Source organism: Pseudomonas flexibilis (assembly GCF_000806415.1).
Classification (GTDB): Bacteria; Pseudomonadota; Gammaproteobacteria; order Pseudomonadales; family Pseudomonadaceae; genus Serpens; species Serpens flexibilis.
Window position 1 is genome coordinate 355,947 of the sequence record NZ_JTAK01000004.1, and the last position, 19,113, is coordinate 375,059.

Annotated in this window: 17 protein-coding genes; 11 read left to right on the forward strand and 6 right to left on the reverse strand. The window is 66.2% G+C overall.

Annotation, left to right across the window (positions count from 1 at the left end):
• Positions 1–208 precede the first annotated feature (208 nt).
• Both metK and PT85_RS10845 read right to left on the reverse strand, forming a co-directional pair.
• Positions 209–1,399 (reverse strand): methionine adenosyltransferase, encoded by a 1,191-nt coding sequence (gene metK / locus PT85_RS10840; protein WP_027589996.1) that lies wholly within the window; start codon positions 1,397–1,399, stop codon positions 209–211.
• A 4-nt stretch (positions 1,400–1,403) separates the two neighbouring features.
• Entirely contained in the window at positions 1,404–2,402 is a 999-nt protein-coding gene (locus PT85_RS10845; RefSeq protein ID WP_027589995.1) for an ArsR/SmtB family transcription factor, read from the reverse strand.
• 164 nt (positions 2,403–2,566) lie between these two features.
• On the opposite strand from PT85_RS10845, the gene PT85_RS10850 reads away from it, so the two are divergent.
• The 10 genes from PT85_RS10850 (at position 2,567) to PT85_RS10890 (ending at position 12,959) form a co-directional block, all read left to right on the forward strand.
• Positions 2,567–3,175, forward strand: coding sequence for a lipopolysaccharide kinase InaA family protein (locus PT85_RS10850; protein ID WP_027589994.1), 609 nt, complete (start codon positions 2,567–2,569; stop codon positions 3,173–3,175).
• Between the two features lie 128 nt (positions 3,176–3,303).
• A complete protein-coding gene (locus tag PT85_RS10855) occupies positions 3,304–4,290 on the forward strand; it encodes a sulfurtransferase (RefSeq protein WP_039606640.1) in 987 nt (328 codons plus the stop codon).
• Between the two features lie 18 nt (positions 4,291–4,308).
• Complete coding sequence (locus tag PT85_RS10860; protein WP_027589992.1) at positions 4,309–5,463, forward strand: YeeE/YedE thiosulfate transporter family protein; 1,155 nt, start codon at positions 4,309–4,311, stop codon at positions 5,461–5,463.
• Positions 5,464–5,478: 15 nt separating this feature from the next.
• Positions 5,479–5,643 (forward strand): hypothetical protein, encoded by a 165-nt coding sequence (locus tag PT85_RS18185; RefSeq protein WP_169745301.1) that lies wholly within the window; start codon positions 5,479–5,481, stop codon positions 5,641–5,643.
• Between the two features lie 293 nt (positions 5,644–5,936).
• Positions 5,937–7,937, forward strand: coding sequence for a transketolase (gene tkt, locus PT85_RS10865; RefSeq protein WP_039606641.1), 2,001 nt, complete (start codon positions 5,937–5,939; stop codon positions 7,935–7,937).
• A 104-nt stretch (positions 7,938–8,041) separates the two neighbouring features.
• A complete protein-coding gene (gene epd, locus PT85_RS10870; protein WP_027591839.1) occupies positions 8,042–9,100 on the forward strand; it encodes an erythrose-4-phosphate dehydrogenase in 1,059 nt (352 codons plus the stop codon).
• Positions 9,101–9,105: 5 nt separating this feature from the next.
• A complete protein-coding gene (locus PT85_RS10875; protein WP_039606642.1) occupies positions 9,106–10,266 on the forward strand; it encodes a phosphoglycerate kinase in 1,161 nt (386 codons plus the stop codon).
• Positions 10,267–10,389: 123 nt separating this feature from the next.
• Positions 10,390–11,454, forward strand: coding sequence for a class II fructose-bisphosphate aldolase (gene fba / locus PT85_RS10880; RefSeq protein ID WP_039606643.1), 1,065 nt, complete (start codon positions 10,390–10,392; stop codon positions 11,452–11,454).
• Positions 11,455–11,701: 247 nt separating this feature from the next.
• Entirely contained in the window at positions 11,702–12,094 is a 393-nt protein-coding gene (locus tag PT85_RS10885; protein WP_039561040.1) for a YkgJ family cysteine cluster protein, read from the forward strand.
• A 157-nt stretch (positions 12,095–12,251) separates the two neighbouring features.
• Complete coding sequence (locus PT85_RS10890) at positions 12,252–12,959, forward strand: hypothetical protein (protein ID WP_039606644.1); 708 nt, start codon at positions 12,252–12,254, stop codon at positions 12,957–12,959.
• A gap of 135 nt (positions 12,960–13,094) precedes the next feature.
• Here the strand turns inward: PT85_RS10890 and PT85_RS10895 are convergent, their stop codons facing one another.
• From PT85_RS10895 to PT85_RS10905, 3 genes are all read right to left on the reverse strand, one after another.
• Positions 13,095–14,393 carry a TRAP transporter large permease gene (locus PT85_RS10895; protein ID WP_039606645.1) on the reverse strand — a complete coding sequence of 433 codons (1,299 nt, stop codon included), beginning with the start codon at positions 14,391–14,393 and terminating at the stop codon, positions 13,095–13,097.
• Complete coding sequence (locus PT85_RS10900; protein ID WP_039606646.1) at positions 14,383–14,859, reverse strand: TRAP transporter small permease; 477 nt, start codon at positions 14,857–14,859, stop codon at positions 14,383–14,385. The genes PT85_RS10895 and PT85_RS10900 overlap by 11 nt, the downstream gene beginning before the upstream one ends.
• A 68-nt stretch (positions 14,860–14,927) precedes the next feature.
• Entirely contained in the window at positions 14,928–15,926 is a 999-nt protein-coding gene (locus tag PT85_RS10905) for a DctP family TRAP transporter solute-binding subunit (protein ID WP_027591023.1), read from the reverse strand.
• A gap of 585 nt (positions 15,927–16,511) precedes the next feature.
• Between PT85_RS10905 and PT85_RS10910 the strand changes: the two genes are divergently transcribed.
• Positions 16,512–17,156, forward strand: a complete 645-nt coding sequence (locus tag PT85_RS10910; protein ID WP_037009234.1) for an endonuclease — start codon at positions 16,512–16,514, stop codon at positions 17,154–17,156.
• An 81-nt stretch (positions 17,157–17,237) separates the two neighbouring features.
• Here PT85_RS10910 and PT85_RS10915 read toward each other — a convergent pair whose 3' ends face one another.
• Positions 17,238–19,016: an acyl-CoA dehydrogenase C-terminal domain-containing protein gene (locus PT85_RS10915; RefSeq protein WP_039606647.1), complete on the reverse strand. Its 1,779-nt coding sequence runs from the start codon at positions 19,014–19,016 to the stop codon at positions 17,238–17,240.
• Between the last annotated feature and the right edge of the window lie 97 nt (positions 19,017–19,113).

Here is a 19,113-nt window from a genome sequence, read left to right on the forward strand (position 1 = left end):
AAAAACAGAAACGCGCAGCAGAACTAATCCCTGCGGAACTCAACCAATGTCTCGTGCGACCCCTCGCGCGTTTCAGCTCCCCACAGCCTGAGCCACCGGCCAGCCATCACCGCTGTCCGGCCTCACGTCGCCCAGCAAAAAACCCCGCCCGGCCTGCGCCGCGCGGGGTTTTCTTTATCGCGAACTAACAGCCGTGAGGCAGTACGCCTTACAGCCCCGCCGCCGCGCGCAGGGCTTCGACCTTGTCGGTCTGTTCCCAGCTGAAGGTGGTGAAGGTGTCGTTGCCGACGGTCTTCTGTTGCGGGGTGCGGCCGAAGTGGCCGTAGGCCGCGGTGGCCTGGTACATCGGGTGCAGCAGGTCGAGCATGCGGGTGATGGCGTACGGGCGCAGGTCGAACACTTCGCGCACCAGGTTGACGATGGTGGCTTCCGGCACCTTGTTGGTGCCGAAGGTGTTCAGCGAGATGGAGGTGGGCTGGGCCACGCCGATGGCGTAGGACACCTGGATCTCGCAGCGCTCGGCCAGGCCCGCGGCGACGATGTTCTTGGCCACGTAGCGGCCGGCGTAGGCGGCGCTGCGGTCGACCTTGGACGGGTCCTTGCCGGAGAAGGCGCCGCCGCCGTGGCGGGCCATGCCGCCGTAGGAGTCGACGATGATCTTGCGGCCGGTCAGGCCGCAGTCGCCCACCGGGCCGCCGATGACGAACTTGCCGGTCGGGTTGATGTGGTACTGGGTGTCCTTGTGCAGCAGCTCGGCCGGCAGGGTGTGCTTGACGATCAGCTCCATGACCGCTTCCTTCAGGTCGGCCTGGCTGATCTCCGGGTTGTGCTGGGTGGACAGCACCACGGCGTCGATACCGACCACCTTGCCGTTCTCATAGCGGCAGGTGACCTGGCTCTTGGCGTCCGGGCGCAGCCACGGCAGCAGGCCGGACTTGCGCGCTTCGGCCTGGCGCTCGACCAGACGGTGGCTGAACACGATGGGCGCGGGCATCAGCACGTCGGTGTCGTTGCTGGCATAGCCGAACATCAGGCCCTGGTCGCCGGCACCCTGGTCTTCCGGCTTGGCGCGGTCGACGCCCTGGGCGATGTCCACGGACTGCTTGCCGATGATGTTGATCACGCCGCAGGTAGCGCCGTCGAAGCCGACTTCGGAGCTGGTGTAGCCGATGTCGCAGATCACGTCGCGGACGATCTGCTCCAGGTCGACCCAGGCGCTGGTGGTCACTTCGCCTGCGACGATGGCCACACCGGTCTTCACCAGGGTTTCGCAGGCCACGCGGGCATGCTTGTCCTGGGCGATGATGGCGTCCAGCACGGCATCGGAGATCTGGTCGGCGATCTTGTCCGGGTGCCCTTCGGAGACGGATTCGGAGGTGAAAATCGAGTATTCGCTCATCGGTTCATTCCTGTGAGGGGCTTCGTGCATCCGTCCGGGCGAAATGCCGCAGCTGAATCTGAAAGCCGTTTTTCAAGCCTATGTACACGCTTTCGCCGCAGGCCAGGCCGGCGGCGGTGGCCCAACGGGCCAGGTCTTCCTGTTCGAACCCCAGCCAGACATCCCCGCAGGCGTCGCGGGCCCAGCTCTGGTCGTGGCTGCACAACTCGGTGATCAGCAAACTGCCGCCCGGCTTCACCAGGCCGGCCAGCGCTCGCAGCGCCTCGGCCGGTGCGGCAAAGTGGTGTAGCACCATGTTCATCACCACGCAGTCGGCCTGTACCAGGGGCGATGCCAGGGCATCGGCCAGGCGCAGCTCCACATTAGCCAAGCCGTCCCGCAGGCAACGCTCGCGGGCCAGCTCGAGCATTTCCGGGCTGTTTTCCAGCGCGGTGACCCGGGCGAAGCGCCGCGCCAGTTCCGGCAGGAAGGCGCCGTCGCCGGGGCCGACTTCGATGGCACTCGCATCGCCGGCAAAACCCAGCGCGTCGATCAGCGCCAGCAGGCTGTCGCGGTACTGGCCGATGCTGGCGATCAGGTCCTGGCGCGCCTGGAAGCTGCCGGCCATGCGCGCGAAGAAGTCGCGGCTGGCCTCGGCGCGCCGGGCATGCACCTGGGCGATGCGCGCCTGTGCGTCCAGAGGCAGTTCGAGGCGGTCCACTTCCTCCAGCAGCGCGCTCTGCAGCGCGCCGCCCAGTTCGCCCGCCGGCGCCAGCGCGCGGCGGTAGAAGATGGCGTTGCCTTCACGACGGGTAGCCACCAGACCAGCCTGCGCCAGCACCTTGAGGTGGTGGCTCATGCCCGACTGACCGACGGCGAAGATCTGCGCCAGCTCCAGCACGCCGAACGAATCGTTGGCCAGCGCGCGCAGGATGTTCAGCCGCAGGGCATCACCACCGGCCTTGCACAGGGCGGCGAGGGTGTCACTGGCAGGCGTCGCGGACGCGCAAAGCGGCAGGTTCATGAGGGCGGCAGTCTAGTCGGTCACATTTTGCCGGGCAATGACCAATATCAAAATTAATTGATATTGCCTCAGGTACGCCTGCTTCCTCGGGGGCGACGGGAGGCACGACTCGAGCGCAGGGGTGGCCTTTACTTGACTTCCAGGCGCCTTGGGAACTCACCACCATGGACACCCTCCCCACGGAACAACTGGCGAGCTGGATCGCGACGGGCGAGGTGCTTGTTGCCGATGGCCGCGGCCCAAAGGTGGTCCGCTGCAGGGATGGGCTGTTACTGAAAATTCTCAGGCCGCGCCGTCACATAGCATTGGCTCGCCTGTTTCCCGCAGCCGGGCGGTTCACTCGCAACGCCGAATGCCTGTTGCGACTCGGCTTTCCGGCACCGCACGTCAGGGAAGCGTTCTGGCTGGATCGCCCACACGGGCTTAGCGGTTGCCGCTATGAACCGCTGGCCGGCCAATCGCTGGAAGAGCTGCTTGCCGAGCATCCCGAGCGCCTGGCCGCACTGATACCGGCGTTAGCCCGCTTCATACTCCAGCTGCATGCGCGGCATATCTATTTCCGCTCGCTGCACCCAGGCAACATTCTGCTGCTGGAGAGTGGGGGATTCGGACTCATCGACCTGCTCGACCTGCACCTCAAGCCGTTGCCGCTATCCGCCTGGCACATCCGCCGCAATTTCCGGCATCTGGAGCAGGCCCTGCAGCGCCGCCAACTGGCGAATTTTCCGCTGGATGCCCTGCGGTCTGAGTACGAACGGCTGCGGCGCCTATGAAGGTTTGGTTATAAGCAAAGCGCAGTTAGCTCTTTCGCGTCATCAGCGGCTTTGCCGTATCCTGCGCGCCTTTGAAAAGCCCCTCGTTGCCGCCGCCAGGCGGACAGCCTTCGACCCGCGGAATCATAATGCCGACCCGACGTCTTTCTTCGCTTGCCTTTGCCGGCATCTGCCTGCTCCTAACCGGGCCCGCCCTGGCCGAACCCACTGCGCAGGCCAGCCGCCTCGTCGCACCTCGCACCGCCCCTGCGCCGCTGCTCGACGTCAACGATCTTCGCGCAGTGCTGAGCCGGCCAGAGGTGCGTCTTCTGGACATCCGCGCACCGCAGGATTTCGCCGCAGGCCACATTCCCGGCGCGGTGAACACGCCCTACGGCCAGTACCGCGGCCCGGCCGACAATCCCGGCAAGCTGCCCACCGCCGAGCACCTGACCCAGGTGGTGCAACGCGCCGGCATCCGCGCCAACCAGCATGTGATCGTGATTCACGGCGGCAGCAACCACACCGACTTCGGCGCCGCCGCCCGGGTGTACTGGACGCTCAAGGTCGGCGGCCTGACTCGTCTGTCCGTGGTCGACGGCGGCCTTCGCGCCTGGAAGGAAGCCGGCGGCGAGCTGGCCACCGAGGCGCAGCAGGTCGAGCCCAGTGACTTCACCTACGTCTACGACGAGCGCCAGATCGTCACCCGCGAGCAGTTGGCGCAGACCTTAGGCAACGGTGATACGGCGCGCCTGCTGGATGCCCGTCCCGCTCCGTTCTTCAAGGGTGAGGTGAAGCCGGCCACCGCCGCCCGCTATGGCACCCTGCCGGGCGCCGACTCCTTCGACAACGCGCAATTCTTCGCCGCCGACGGCTTTCGCCTGAAGCCCCGCGCCGAGCTGCTAGCGCTGGTGCAACAGACCGGCGCCGACCAGGGCGACACCGTCTCCTTCTGCAACACCGGCCACTGGGCCGCCACCAACTGGTTCGTCATCTCCGAGATCGCCGGCAACAAGGCGGCGCGCATGTACCCGGCGTCCATGGTGGAGTGGAGCCGCAGCGAGCTGCCGATGGAGAACCAGCCGTCGCGCTTCGGCGCGCTGCTGCAGGACCTGTCCAACGCCCTCAACAAGTAATTGCGGAAGCCCTTTCCCATGCTGTCTCTCTCCCGTTTGTTATTCGTTCTCGGCGGCCTGACCGGCGCGCTGGCCGTTGCCTACGCCGCTGGGGTGCGCCAGGGCCTGCTGGTGCTGCTGGGCATCGGCTTCGGTGCCGTGCTGCAGGGCGCGCGCTTCGGCTTCACCACCGGCTGGCGCGATTTCATCGAGTCGCGCAACCCCCAGGGCCTGTGGGCGCAGATGCTGCTGCTCGGCCTCGCCGCCGCGCTGACCCTGCCGCTGATCGCCGGCAGCGGCGGCGAGCTGGTCGGCGCGGTGTCGCCGCTGACCATCAGCCTGGTCCTCGGCGCCTTCCTGTTCGGGCTGGCCATGCAGATCACCGATGGCTGCGGCTCCGGCACCCTGTACAAGGCCGGCGCCGGTGCGCCGCTGTCCTTCGCGGTGCTGCCGACCTTCATGCTTGGCAGCTTCCTGGGCGCCTCGCACCAGCCCGCGTGGATCGCCCTCGGCGGCCTGCCGGCGGTGGATCTGCTGAAGTTCGGCGTGCCGACGGCGGTGCTGGTCACTGTGGCTGGTTGTGCCGCCGTCGCGCTGGTGGCCGGTCTGATGTCCAAGCGCACGGCCGCGCCCGTCTCCGGCACCCTGAACGTGACCTGGTCGGTCGGCGCGGCTTCGGTCAGTACCCCCACGCCGCCCGCGGTCTGGGCGCGCCGCTGGTGGCTGGGCGCCCTGCTGCTCGCCGGCCTGTACGTGCTGCACCTGCTGGTCGCCGGCCAGCCGTGGGGCATCGTCTACGGCATCGGCCTGTGGGGCGCGAAGATCGCCAGCGCCATCGGCTGGAGCCCGGTCGGTGATGCCTTCTGGGGTGTCGATCCGCATGCGCTGCGCCTGGCCGAGCCGCTGCTGGCGGACGTGACCTCGGTGACCAACATCGGTCTGATCTATGGCGCGCTGGCGGCCTCGCGCTGGAACGGCACGCCGAGCATCAGCTCGCCGTCGGCCCGGCGCCTGATCATCGCCTCCATCGCCGGCCTGGTGCTGGGCTACAGCTCGCGCATGGCCTTCGGTTGCAACGTCGGTGCCTACCTGGGCGGCATCGCCTCAGCCAGCCTGCACGGCTGGGTATGGTTCGCCCTGGCCTTCATCGGCTCGATCTACGGCGTGCGCCTGCGCAAGCGCCTGGCCCAGTAAGCGGAGCGACCTGACATGAGCAAGCAAGCCTTTCTGACCTGCACCCTGCTGTTCTGGCTGGTGGCCGTGGGTCTGGTGATCCTCGACACCGTCGCCACCGCCACCGTGCGCGTGGAGCCGCCGCCATTCGCCTTCGGCAGCGGCCAAGCCGCCTCCGGCGGTCACTGCTCGGGGCGCTAGGCCCCCGCCGTAGGGTGGATACGTTTTCGTGTCCACCCTTGCGCCCGTGCCGCGCCATCGACGGCCGGAAAAGCGCCGACCGTCCTACGCAAGTGCCCACCCCGACGCAGGATGGACACCGTTTTCCTTGGCCACCACTGCGTCAACACCGGGACCATCGGCGGCCAGAACAGCGCTGACCGCGCCACGCTTCCGGCTCCAGCTGTCTTCTCTCGTTGCTCCGAAGGCTGCGCTGGGCGAAAATGCCCGCCTTTTTCATGCCCCTTCGTTTCAGCCCCCGCAGGAGATTAGCGATGCCCAGCCGTCGTGAGCGAGCCAATGCCATTCGTGCCCTCAGCATGGATGCCGTGCAGAAAGCCAACAGCGGCCACCCGGGTGCCCCGATGGGCATGGCGGACATCGCCGAAGTCCTGTGGCGCGACTACCTCAAGCACAACCCGAGTAACCCGCTGTGGGCCGATCGCGACCGCTTCGTGCTGTCCAACGGCCATGGCTCGATGCTGATCTACTCGCTGCTGCACCTGACCGGCTACGACCTGTCCATCGACGACCTGAAGAACTTCCGCCAGCTGCACAGCAAGACCCCGGGCCACCCGGAGTTCGGCTACACCGCCGGCGTTGAAACCACCACCGGCCCGCTGGGCCAGGGCATCGCCAACGGTGTCGGCTTCGCGCTGGCCGAGAAGGTGCTGGCCGCGCAGTTCAACCGCCCGGGCCACAGCATCGTCGACCACCACACCTACGTGTTCCTCGGCGACGGATGCATGATGGAAGGCATCAGCCATGAAGTCTGCTCGCTGGCCGGCACCCTGGGGCTGGGCAAGCTGATCGCCTTCTACGACGACAACGGCATTTCCATCGACGGCGAAGTGGAAGGCTGGTTCACCGACGACACTCCGAAGCGTTTCGAAGCCTACGGCTGGCAGGTGATCCGCAACGTCGACGGTCATGACGCCGACGAGATCAAGCAAGCCATCGAGACCGCGCGCAAGAACGCCGAACAGCCGACCCTGATCTGCTGCAAGACCACCATCGGCTTCGGCTCGCCCAACAAGCAGGGCAAGGAAGAGTGCCACGGCGCCCCGCTGGGCAACGACGAAATCGCCCTGACCCGCGCCGCGCTGGGCTGGAATCACGGGCCGTTCGAAATCCCTGCCGACATCTATGCCGAATGGGACGCCAAGGCCACCGGCGCCAGCCGCGAAAACGACTGGAACCAACGTTTCGCCGCCTACGCCGCCGAGTACCCGGAACTGGCCGCCGAGCTCAAGCGCCGCATGGCCGGCAAGCTGCCCGCCGACTTCGCCGCCAAGGCCTCGGCCTACATCCGCGACGTGGCCGCCAAGGGCGAAACCATCGCCAGCCGCAAGGCCAGCCAGAACGCCCTGAACGCCTACGGCCCGCTGCTGCCGGAACTGCTCGGCGGCTCCGCCGACCTGGCCGGCTCCAACCTGACCCTGTGGAAGGGCTGCCAGTCGCTGACCCACACCGACCTGTCCGGCAACTACGTGCACTACGGCGTGCGCGAGTTCGGCATGGCCGCGATCATGAACGGCGTGGCCCTGCACGGCGGCTTCATCCCCTACGGCGCCACCTTCCTGATGTTCATGGAGTACGCCCGCAACGCGGTGCGCATGTCCGCCCTGATGAAGCAGCGCGTGCTGTACGTGTTCACCCATGACTCCATCGGCCTGGGCGAGGACGGTCCGACCCACCAGCCGGTCGAGCAGCTGACCAGCCTGCGCAGCACCCCGAACCTGGACACCTGGCGCCCGGCCGACGCGGTGGAGTCCGCCGTGGCCTGGAAGTACGCCATCGAGCGCCAGGACGGTCCGAGCGCGCTGATCTTCAGCCGCCAGAACCTGCCGCACCAGCTGCGCGACGCGGAAACCGAGGCGGCCATCGCCCGCGGCGGCTACATCCTCAAAGACTGCGCCGGCGAGCCGGAACTGATCCTGATCGCCACCGGTTCGGAAGTCGGCCTGGCCATGCAGGCGGCCGACAAGCTGACCGTCCAGGGCCGCAAGGTGCGCGTGGTGTCCATGCCCTGCACCAGCGTGTTCGACGCCCAGGACGCCGCCTACAAGCAGCGCGTGCTGCCGGTGGAAGTCGGTGCGCGCATCGCCATCGAGGCCGCCCACGCGGACTTCTGGTACAAGTACGTCGGCCTGGAAGGACGCATCATCGGCATGACCACCTACGGCGAATCGGCTCCGGCCGCCCAGCTGCTCGAGGAATTCGGCTTCACCGTCGACAACATCGTCGCCACCGCCGAAGAGCTGCTGGAAGACTGATGTCGCGCGGGGCGGATGGCCACGGCCATCCACCCCGCGGACGGCTAATCCCATGTAGGGTGGAAGCCCGCGCAGCGGTTTTCCACCATCAGGCCCCGAACACCATGCCCAACCGCCCCTACAACATCGCGCTCAACGGTTACGGCCGTATCGGTCGCTGCGTGCTGCGCGCGCTGCACGAGCGCGGTGCCCAGGCGGGACTGCAGGTGGTGCTGATCAACGATCCGGCCGACCTGGCCAGCATCGAATACCTGACCCGCTTCGATTCCACCCACGGCCGCTTTCCCGGCGAGGTGGGCCTGGATGGCGACGCCCTGCTGATCGATGGCCGGCGCCTGCCAGTGTGGCGCGAGAGCACCCCGGAAGCCATCGACTGGGCGGCCCACGGCATCGACCTGGTGCTGGAATGCTCCGGCGTCTATCACACCCGCACCGACGGCCAGCGTTTCCTCGCCGCCGGCGCGCCGCGCGTGCTGTTCTCCCAGCCGATGAACAGCGAGGCGGATATCGACGCCACCCTGGTCTACGGCATCAACCACCAGGCGCTCCGCGGCGATGAGCGCCTGCTGTCCAACGCCTCCTGCACCACCAACTGCGGGGTGCCGCTGCTCAAGCTGCTGCACGAGGCCATCGGCCTGGAGCAGGTGTCGATCACCACCCTGCACTCGGCGATGAACGACCAGCCGGTGATCGACGCCTACCACCACACCGATCTGCGCCGCACCCGCTCGGCGTTCCAGTCGATGATCCCGGTGTCCACCGGCCTGGCGCGCGGCATCGAGCGCCTGCTGCCGGAACTGGCCGGGCGGGTGCAGGCCAAGGCCATTCGCGTGCCGACGGTGAACGTCTCTTGCCTGGACATCACCCTGCAGACCCGCCGCGACACCAGCGCCGCCGAGGTCAACGGCATTCTGCGCGACGCCGCCACAGCGGGGCCGCTGAAGAACCTGCTGGCCTACACTGAACTGCCGCATGCCAGCTGCGATTTCAACCACGATCCCCACTCGGCCATCGTCGATGGCAGCCAGACCCGTGTGTCCGGCCCGCGCCTGGTCAACCTGCTGGCCTGGTTCGACAACGAGTGGGGCTTCGCCAACCGGATGCTCGACGTGGCGGAACATTACCTGCGCGTCGTTCACAGCCAACAGCCCAGCAAGGACTGATATCCATGACCGTTTTGAAGATGACCGACCTCGATCTCGCCGGGAAGCGCGTGCTGATCCGCGAGGACCTCAACGTCCCCGTGAAGGACGGTGTGGTCACCAGCGACGCTCGCATCGTGGCGTCCCTGCCGACCATCAAGCTGGCCCTGGAAAAAGGCGCGGCCGTGATGGTCTGCTCGCACCTGGGCCGCCCCACCGAGGGCGAGTTCAGCGCCGAGAACAGCCTGGCGCCGGTAGCCGCCTACCTGAGCAAGGCGCTCGGTCGCGAGGTGCCGCTGGTCAAGGACTACCTGGATGGCGTGGATGTGCAGCCCGGCCAGATCGTGCTGTTCGAGAACGTGCGCTTCAACAAGGGCGAGAAGAAGAACGCCGATGAGCTGGCGCAGAAGTACGCCGCGCTGTGCGACGTGTTCGTGATGGACGCCTTCGGCACTGCACACCGCGCCGAGGGCTCGACCCACGGCGTGGCCAAGTTCGCCAAGGTCGCCTGCGCCGGCCCGCTGCTGGCCGCCGAGCTGGAGGCCCTGGGCAAGGCGCTGGACAAGCCGGCCCGTCCGATGGTGGCCATCGTCGCCGGTTCCAAGGTGTCCACCAAGCTGGACGTGCTGAACTCGCTGAGCCAGATCTGCGACTCGCTGATCGTCGGCGGCGGCATCGCCAACACCTTCCTGGCCGCGGCCGGCTACAAGGTCGGCAAGTCGCTGTACGAGGCCGACCTGGTCGACACCGCCAAGGCCATCGCTGCCAAGGTCTCCGTACCGCTGCCGGTCGATGTGGTGGTCGCCAAGGAATTTGCGGAAAGCGCCGAAGCCACCGTCAAGGCGGTCGCCGACGTGGCCGACGACGACATGATCCTCGACATCGGCCCGCAGACCGCGCGCCTGTTCGCCGAGATGCTCAAGGCCTCGCAGACCATCCTGTGGAACGGCCCGGTCGGCGTGTTCGAGTTCGATCAGTTCGGCAACGGCACCCAGGTGCTGGCCCAGGCCATCGCCCAGAGCCCGGCGTTCTCCATCGCCGGCGGCGGCGACACCCTGGCGGCCATCGACAAGTACGGCGTGGCCGAGCAGATCGGCTACATCTCCACCGGTGGCGGCGCCTTCCTGGAATTCGTGGAAGGCAAGGTGCTGCCGGCCGTGGAAGTGCTGGAACAGCGCGCGAAATAACGACCGTAGGGTGGACAACGGCGCAGCCTTGTCCACCACGACAGCGACACGGCAGGTGGACAAGCGCTACACGCGTTGTCCACCCTACGCCCCGAATGACCTTTCTCCACTGGAGCTATACCGATGGCCCTTATCAGCATGCGTCAGCTGCTGGACCACGCCGCCGAATTCGGCTACGGCGTGCCGGCATTCAACGTCAACAACCTCGAACAGATGCGCGCCATCATGGAAGCGGCCGACAAGACCGACTCCCCGGTGATCGTCCAGGCCTCGGCCGGTGCCCGCAAGTACGCCGGCGCGCCCTTCCTGCGCCACCTGATCCTCGCCGCGATCGAAGAATTCCCGCACATCCCGGTGTGCATGCACCAGGACCACGGCACCAGCCCGGACGTCTGCCAGCGCTCCATCCAGCTGGGCTTTTCCTCGGTGATGATGGACGGCTCGCTGAAGGAAGACGGCAAGACCCCGGCCGACTACGACTACAACGTGCGCGTCACTAAGCAGACCGTCGCCTTCGCCCACGCCTGCGGCGTGTCCGTGGAAGGCGAGCTGGGCTGCCTGGGCAGCCTGGAAACCGGCACCGCCGGTGAAGAAGATGGCATCGGCGCCGAAGGCGTGCTGGACCACAGCCAGATGCTGACCGACCCGGAAGAAGCCGCCCAGTTCGTGCGCGAAACCCAGGTGGATGCCCTGGCCATCGCCATCGGCACAAGCCACGGCGCCTACAAGTTCACCAAGCCGCCGACCGGGGACATCCTGGCCATCGAGCGCATCAAAGAAATCCACAAGCGCATCCCCAACACCCACCTGGTTATGCACGGATCAAGCAGCGTGCCGCAGGAGTGGCTGAAGGTCATCAACGAGTTCGGCGGTGATATCAAGGAAACCTACGGCGTGCCGGTCGAGGAAATCGTCGAGGGCATCAAGCACGGCGTGCGCAAGGTGAACATCGACACCGACCTGCGCCTGGCCTCCACCGGCGCCATGCGCCGCTTCATGGCCCAGAACCCGAGCGAGTTCGACCCGCGCAAGTTCTTCGCCAAGACCATCGACGCCATGCGCGACATCTGCATCGCCCGCTACGAAGCCTTCGGCACCGCCGGCCACGCCTCGAAGATCAAGCCGATCTCCCTGGAAGGCATGTTCCAGCGCTATGCCAAGGGCGAGCTGAACGCCAAGGTCAACTGAGCCTTGCCGCTGTAACAAAACAGCCCCGCCCTGCGGGGCTGTTTCGTTTTGAGTGAGTTCTCCGTAGGACGGCCAAGGCGCAGCCTAGGCCGCCAGAATCCAACAGCCGGCGGCCGGAAAAGCGCTGACCGCCCCACGGCTCTGCTGTCAGCGCCGCCCCGACAAAAAATACTGTTCCGCGCCCGCCGGCGCCCTTTAAAATCCGCGCCCTCTCCGCCCCGCTGCGGGCCTCTCGCTGTACATCCCCATGAAACCCACCCTGATTGCCGCCGCCGAACTCGACCGCCTGGAAACCTGGGCCAAGTACCACAAGGGCCTGTGCGACAGCTGCCAGGCCGTGTGCTGCACAATGCCAGCCGAGGTGCGCATCGCGGATCTGGTGCGCCTCGGCGTGCTGGACGAGTTCGACGCCGGCGAGCCGCCGCGACAGTTGGCCAAGCGCCTGATGAAGGACGGCGTGATCCAGCACTTCAACCAGAAGCGCGAGCTGTTCACCCTGCAGCAGATGTCCAATGGCGACTGCCTGTACCTGGACCGCAAGACCCGCCGCTGCACGGTGTATGACAAGCGCCCGGACACCTGTCGCAACCATCCGCAGATCGGCCCGCGACCCGGCTACTGCGCCTACCGGCCACGGTAGGCAAAGCGTCCTGCGCCTATACATTCGTCGAGGAATGTTGTTTTCCGCCGCAACCGGGCTAGCGTTTCCGGGGTAAACCACCGTTCCGGTTTCCTTCGGAACGGAACGGCCTTTGTGAAGTCAACTTCACAAACCTCCCCCGCTAGCGAGGCTGCACATGGAACGTTCATCCCCCCGCCACCTGATCGGCCGTTTTCGCCGCAAGCTGGAAAAACTGGGGCCGAGCCAGACGGCTCATCTCATGCTGGTGCGCCTGCTCGACCGCTTCAGCCTGTTCAAGATCCTGCGTGGCGTGTTGCTGGTGAAGGTGGACCCCGCCTTCCTCGACTGCCCGCCGCACCTGACGCCCGGCTTTCTCGACGAATCCCGTCTCTGGCAGCTGGCCCGCGACCCGGAGAATGCCCTGGACGCCAGTTTCCTTAACGAGGCCCTGGCCAAGGGCGACCGCTGCTATGCCATCCTCGACGGTGAGCGCCTGGCGGCCTACGGCTGGTACTCCCGCCAGCCCACGCGCATCGATCCACCTGAGCTGCTGCTCGGCTTCGATGCGGGCTACGTGTACATGTACAAGGGGCTGACCCGCCACGAGTACCGCGGCCAGCGCCTGCACGCCATTGGCATGAACCGAGCGCTGCAGCACTACCTGGAGCAGGGCGCCAAGGGACTGGTTTCCTATGTGGAATCGACCAACGTCGATTCGCTGAAGTCCTGCTTCCGCCTCGGCTATCGGCAGTTCGGCTCCATCTACCTGTGGCGGGTGTTCGGCCATTACCTGCGCCTCTACAGCCCCGCCTGCCGCCGTTACGGCTTCAGCCTCCAGGCGGCCGAACCGCGTAGCGACGGCTGGGGCGCACGCAAGGCCTGAGGGGGCTGCGCAACGTCCTGGCGGGAGACCCTGTGGGGGCGAGTTTATTCGCGAGCAGTTGGCCGCAATCGGCACGAAAAACTCGCGGACAAGTCCGCTCCCACAGAAGCGGCGGCGGCCCCGCCGCAGCCCGCATCAGCCCAGCTCGTAACCCAGCACGCGCGGCAACCACAGGGCGATTTCCGGGAACACCGCGACCATCAGCAGCGCCAGGCCCATGGTGGCCACGAACAGCATTGCCCAGCCGACGGTCTGTTCCAGGCGGATCTTCGCCGCCTCGGTGGTGACCAGCAGGTTGACCGCCACCGGTGGGGTGAACTGGCCGATGGCGATGTTCATCGCCAGCAGGATGCCGAACCACACCGGGTTCCAGCCGAAATGCTGCATCACCGGGATCAGCACCGGCATCAGGATCATGTAGATCGAGATGGCGTCCAGCAGCATGCCGGCCAGCAGTACGGCGATCATCACCAGCAGCAACAGCACGGTGCCGTTGTCGGACAGCGAGATCAGCCACTCGGCCAGATGGCGGAAGGTGCCGAGCAGCGTGCCGGACCAGGCGAATATGCCGGCCAGGGCGATGATCAGCATGACCACGGCGGAAATCACCGCCGCCTCGCCGATCAGTTCCCACAAGTGCTTCCACTGCAGCTCGCGGGTCACCCACAGGCCGACCACGATGCCATAGGCCACAGCCACCACCGCCGCTTCGGTGGGGGTGAACAGACCACTGCGCAGCCCGCCAAGGATCAGCACCGGGGCGAACAGCGCCGGCAGCGCCTGCCGGAAGGCCGGCCACAGCGGCGGGCGGGGCTCGCCGGTCGGCGGTTCCCAGCCGTTGCGGCGTGCCAGCCACCAGGCGGGCAGCAGCAGCACCAGGCCGGCGAGGATGCCGGGGAACAGGCCGGCGGCGAACAGCGCGCGCAGGTCGACGCCCGGCACGATGATCGAGTACAGGATCAGGGCAATTGACGGCGGAATCAGGATCGCCGTCGATGCCGACGCGGCGATCAGCGTCGCCGAGAACGGCTTGGGGTAGCCCGCCTTGGTCATGCTCGGCAGCATCACCATGGCCACCGCCGCGGCATCCGCCGGGCCCGAGCCGCTCATGCCGCCCATGATAAGGCAGACCAGCACCGCCACCGCGGCCAGGCCGCCATGCCGCTGACCGATCAGCGCCTGAGCGAACTGCACCAGTCGCAGCGCCACGCCGGATTTCTCGAAGATCAGCCCAGTGAGGATGAACAGCGGAATGGCGATCAGCGGGTATTTGGCGATGCCGTTGTAGGTGTTGGTGCCCAGGGTGGCCAGCATGTCCGGCGACAGCCCGGTGAGAATGCCCACCGCGCCGGCCAGGCCGAGGGCGAAGGCCACCGGCACGCCGAAGGCCAGGAAGGCGATGAAGCTCAGCAGCATCCAGAGATCAGGGCTCATCCTTCAGCCTCCCGCGCAGGCGGTCCAGGGTCATCTGGGTCAGGCGCCAGGCCACGGCCAGCGCCAGCAACGGCAGCCAGACCACGTACCACCAGTTGGGCAGCCCCAGGCCTGGCGATTCGGATTCCCACTGGTATTCCTGCCAGGCGAACACGCCGCCGTACCAGACCACCAGGCCGAGCACGAGCATGCCGCACAGCCACTGGAGCAGGATCAACGGCACACGCAGACGTGGGAACTTGCGCTCGAGCAGCGCGATGCGGATGTGGCCGTTGCGGCGCATGGCCACGGCGGCGCCGGCGAAGGTCAGCACCACCAGCATGAAGATGGAGATTTCCTCGGTGAAGGCGAACGAGGCGTCGGTGACGTAGCGCACCACCACGTTGGCCAGGCTGATCAGGCTGATCACCATCAGGGCGAGGGTGGCCAGCCAGCGTTCGGGCCTGGCATCCGGTCGATGACTCATAGCTAGAACCTCAAGGGCCGGCACCTGGGGTGCCGGCACGTACAACCGAAGGCGGGCGCCTTCGCTACTCAGTTACCGGCGACGGCGTCGCGGGCGGCCTTGAGCAGGTCGGCGCCGATGCGCTTCTCCCACTTGGCATACAGGGGCGCGGTGGCTTCGACGAACGCCTGACGCTCGGTGGCGCTCAGCTCGATCACCTGTACGCCGCGCTCACGGATGGCGGCCAGACGCTGAGCTTCCTCGGCACGGGACTTCTCGATCTCCCACTTGCCGGCATCGATGGCGGCTTGCTTGAGCAGTGCCTGGTCCTCGGCGGAGAAGCTCTTCCAGACACTCGGGCTGACCGCAAAGATCAGCGGATCGGCCATGTAGCCCCACAGGGTCAGGTACTTCTGGTCAACCTGGTCGATGCGCGCCACGTCAAACACCGACAGCGGGTTCTCCTGACCGTCCACGGCGCCGGTGGTGAGCGCCGGCTTGGCGTCGGCCCAGCTCATCTGCGTCGGGTTGGCGCCCAGGATGCTGAAGGTGTCCTGGAACAGCGGCGAGCCGACCACACGGATCTTCATGCCCTTGAGGTCCTCCGGGCTGCGGATCGGCTTCTTGGAGTTGGAGAGTTCACGGAAACCGTTCTCGCCCCAGGCCAGCGGCACCACGCCGCGCTTCTCGATGGCCTTGAACACGGTCTCGCCTGCCGCACCCTGGGTGATGGCGTCGGTATCGGCGGTGTCGGCCACCAGGAACGGCAGCGAGAACAGGTTCAGCTCCGGCACCTGGGGCGACCAGTTGATGGTCGAGCCTACAGCCATGTCGATCAGGCCGGAGCGCATGGCGGAAAATTCCTTGGTCTGGTCGCCGGCGACCAGTTGGGCGTTGTCATACACGCGCAGGGTGATGCGGCCTTCGGAGCGTTCCTTGACCAGTTCGGCCCACTTGCTGGCCGCCTGGCCCCAGGGGAAGGCATCGGACAATACGGTGGAAACGGAGTATTCGCGAGCGTGCGCACTAAAGGCGGCGGTCAGCGCGGCGGCAGCGGCCAGCGCCGTAAAACAACGGCTGAGCTTCATGGGAGCGTCCTTGGGATCGTGATCTTTGTTGGAATGCGAACAGCCATTGCCTACAGAGGCATGGCAGATCCGATGACAACCGGATAGGTCGTCTGGGCGCGCCGGGTAGACGCTTGGGAAGGTAACGCACAAGGCGTTGGGGCGTCGCTGGGGCTTTTTGAGCTCGCGACAGGGTCAGCGGATGCGCTTAGGCGGCTAACTATCGCAGAAGCCACCGGCAATTTCTACGCTTCGGGAGAGGGACGCACAGTGCGCAAAGCGCTGGGCGAGTCTGCAGATGGCACAAAAAAGAAAACCCCGCATCGCGGGGCTTGCAGATTGAATCCTTACATCCATGTTCGACCCGCCATCCTGGGGGTCCGGAAATTCCTTTTTTGTTCTTGGCGCTTCCTGCGCGCTTTCCGTTGGTGGCAAGACTACGCAGGCGCAGCCGAGGACGACAGCGCCAAATGCCGGCAGACTTTGTAAGCCTTTTCCTACGGCAGCGTCCGTCTTTACCAATGGGCAGCGGCGTTACAGGGGCGCAGAATCGAGACACCCCATAACAACAACAGATCCCCGCCAAGAGGATCAAAGGGTCGACACATGCGCAACCTCGTTCTGTCCCTGCTGGTAATCGCCACAGGCTTGCCTGCCTACGGCCAGGTGGCGGCCATACAGACCCGCTATCACGGCCAGGATGAGGCCGAGCAGGCCTTCTGGGCCGAGCTCTATGCCAGTGGCGGCGAAACCCTGTTCTGCGGCCAGACGTTCGCCCGCAACGAGGGCCTGGCCATCAGCGCGATCTACGGCGTCCGCGAGATCCGCCAGGCGCTGCGCTGCACCACCACCAACCAGTGTGCAGTACAGACGCCACGCTACCTGAACATGGTCGCCGACCTGCACAACCTCTACCCGAACGAGGCGCGGCTGGAGGAGCAGCGGCGCAATGACCGCTTCGGCGAGGTCACCAGCGATGGACCGCCCGGCGAATGCGGGTTGCGCACAGGCTTCAAGCTGCTCGAACCGCCCGCCTCGGCCAAGGGCAATGTGGCGCGCGCACTCTTCCACATGCATGCCGAGTACGATCTGCCTCTGCCGCTGGCGCTGGATGTGCTGCAGCGCTGGCACCGGGAAGATCCGGCCGACCAGACAGAACGCATCCGCAATGACCGCATCGCCATGCTGCAAGGCACCCGCAATCGGTTCATCGACGACCCCGCACAGGCCGAGCGATTGGCCAAGCCCTGAGCCCCACGGTTACCTACGGGGGCAAACAAAAATGCCCGTATCTCACGATACGGGCATTTTCATTCAGCCTTTGCCGCCAGCTCAGAACTGCTCGGCGTCGAGCAGGAAGAGTGGCTCGCTGCCGGCACGTACCGCCGCGCTCAGCGACTGCACGCGCGGCAGCAGGCGTGCGAAGAAGAAGCGCGCGGTGCCCAGCTTGCTGGCGTAGAAGCTCTCTTCGCCTTCCTTGCCCTGCGCGGCCTTGGCCATCAGCGCCCACATGTAGCCGTAGGCGACGTAGCCGAAGGCCTGCAGGTATTCAACCGACGCGGCGCCGATCTCGTTGGGATTGGACTTGGCGCGATCCAGCACCCAGGCGGTCAGTTCATCGAGCTGATTGACGGCGACCTTCAGCGGCGCGGTGAACTCGCCCAGCGAGGCATCGGCCCCAGCGATGAATGCCTTGATCTCGTCTGCGAACAGCGCATAGAAGATGCCGCCGTTGCCCACCACCTTGCGGCCCACCAGATCGAGCGACTGGATGCCGTTGGTGCCTTCGTAGATCTGGGTGATGCGGCAGTCGCGCACCAGCTGCTCCTGGCCCCATTCACGGATGAAACCATGGCCACCGAAGATCTGCTGGCCATGCACGGTGGTTTCCAGGCCCATGTCGGTGAGGAACGCCTTGGCCACCGGTGTCAGCAGCGCGACCAAATCCTCGGCACGCTTGCGAGCCGTAGGGTCTTCGCTGTACTTGGCGATGTCCAGCTGCACAGCCACGTAGCTGGAGAAGGCGCGGCCACCTTCGTTCAATGCCTTCATGGTCAGCAGCATGCGGCGCACGTCCGGATGCACGATGATCGGGTCAGCGGCCTTGTCCTGCGCCGCCGGGCCAGTGGCCGCGCGGCTCTGCAGGCGCTCGCGGGCATACTCCACGGCGCTCTGGTAGGAGCGCTCACCCAGCGCCAGGCCCTGGATACCGACGCCCAGGCGCTCGTAGTTCATCATGGTGAACATCGCCGCCAGGCCCTTGTTGACCTCGCCTACCAGCCAGCCGGTGGCGCCATCGAAGTTCATCACGCAGGTGGCCGAGGCCTTGATGCCCATCTTGTGCTCGATGGAGCCGCAGCTGACGCTGTTGCGCGCACCCAGGCTGCCATCGGCGTTGACCATCACCTTGGGCACCAGGAACAGCGAGATGCCCTTGGAGCCGGCCGGCGCATCCGGCAGCTTGGCCAGCACCAGGTGGATGATGTTCTCGGTCAGGTCGTGTTCGCCGCCGGTGATGAATATCTTGGTGCCGGTGACCTTGTAGCTGCCGTCGGCCTGCGGCTCGGCCTTGGTGCGGATCAGGCCCAGGTCGGTGCCGGCGTGCGGCTCGGTCAGGCACATGGAACCCGCCCATACGCCGGCGTACATGTTCGGCAGGTAGGTCTGCTTCAGCTCTTCGCTGGCGTGGGAATTGAGCGCCAGGCAGGCGCCGGCGGTAAGCATCGGGTACAGGCCGAAGGACAGGTTGGCGGAGTTGACCATTTCCTCGACCTGGGCGCCGATCACCTTCGGCATCCCCATGCCGCCGAACGCCGGATCGCCACCCACGCCGACCCAGCCGCCCTCGGCATAGGTTTTGTAGGCGTCGATGAAGCCGGCGGGCGTCTTCACGGCGCCTTCGTTCCAGGTGCAGCCTTCTTCGTCACCGCTGCGGTTCAGTGGCGCGATGCTGCCCGCGATCACCTTGCCGGCTTCTTCCAGCACGGCGATGGCGGTCTCGCCATCGATCACCTCGGCCAGGCCGGGCAGTTCACTCCACAGGTTGGCAACGTCGAAAACCTCATTGAGGACGAAACGCATGTCACGCAGGGGCGCTTGGTAATCAGCCATGTAAACCTCGATTCAACGATGACCGCAAAGGCCGGGAACGAAGAAAACGCGAGTCTAGCCGAACAACTCTAAAGACATGTAGCGTCAGTTGGTGACC

Excerpts from the sequence above, each read along its gene's own strand:
- metK (WP_027589996.1), bottom strand. The coding sequence starts at position 1,399 with ATGAGCGAATACTCGATTTTCACCTCCGAATCCGTCTCCGAAGGGCAC.
- PT85_RS10845 (WP_027589995.1), bottom strand. The coding sequence starts at position 2,402 with ATGAACCTGCCGCTTTGCGCGTCCGCGACGCCTGCCAGTGACACCCTC.
- PT85_RS10850 (WP_027589994.1), top strand. The coding sequence starts at position 2,567 with ATGGACACCCTCCCCACGGAACAACTGGCGAGCTGGATCGCGACGGGC.
- PT85_RS10855 (WP_039606640.1), top strand. The coding sequence starts at position 3,304 with ATGCCGACCCGACGTCTTTCTTCGCTTGCCTTTGCCGGCATCTGCCTG.
- PT85_RS10860 (WP_027589992.1), top strand. The coding sequence starts at position 4,309 with ATGCTGTCTCTCTCCCGTTTGTTATTCGTTCTCGGCGGCCTGACCGGC.
- PT85_RS18185 (WP_169745301.1), top strand. The coding sequence starts at position 5,479 with ATGAGCAAGCAAGCCTTTCTGACCTGCACCCTGCTGTTCTGGCTGGTG.
- tkt (WP_039606641.1), top strand. The coding sequence starts at position 5,937 with ATGCCCAGCCGTCGTGAGCGAGCCAATGCCATTCGTGCCCTCAGCATG.
- epd (WP_027591839.1), top strand. The coding sequence starts at position 8,042 with ATGCCCAACCGCCCCTACAACATCGCGCTCAACGGTTACGGCCGTATC.
- PT85_RS10875 (WP_039606642.1), top strand. The coding sequence starts at position 9,106 with ATGACCGTTTTGAAGATGACCGACCTCGATCTCGCCGGGAAGCGCGTG.
- fba (WP_039606643.1), top strand. The coding sequence starts at position 10,390 with ATGGCCCTTATCAGCATGCGTCAGCTGCTGGACCACGCCGCCGAATTC.
- PT85_RS10885 (WP_039561040.1), top strand. The coding sequence starts at position 11,702 with ATGAAACCCACCCTGATTGCCGCCGCCGAACTCGACCGCCTGGAAACC.
- PT85_RS10890 (WP_039606644.1), top strand. The coding sequence starts at position 12,252 with ATGGAACGTTCATCCCCCCGCCACCTGATCGGCCGTTTTCGCCGCAAG.
- PT85_RS10895 (WP_039606645.1), bottom strand. The coding sequence starts at position 14,393 with ATGAGCCCTGATCTCTGGATGCTGCTGAGCTTCATCGCCTTCCTGGCC.
- PT85_RS10900 (WP_039606646.1), bottom strand. The coding sequence starts at position 14,859 with ATGAGTCATCGACCGGATGCCAGGCCCGAACGCTGGCTGGCCACCCTC.
- PT85_RS10905 (WP_027591023.1), bottom strand. The coding sequence starts at position 15,926 with ATGAAGCTCAGCCGTTGTTTTACGGCGCTGGCCGCTGCCGCCGCGCTG.
- PT85_RS10910 (WP_037009234.1), top strand. The coding sequence starts at position 16,512 with ATGCGCAACCTCGTTCTGTCCCTGCTGGTAATCGCCACAGGCTTGCCT.
- PT85_RS10915 (WP_039606647.1), bottom strand. The coding sequence starts at position 19,016 with ATGGCTGATTACCAAGCGCCCCTGCGTGACATGCGTTTCGTCCTCAAT.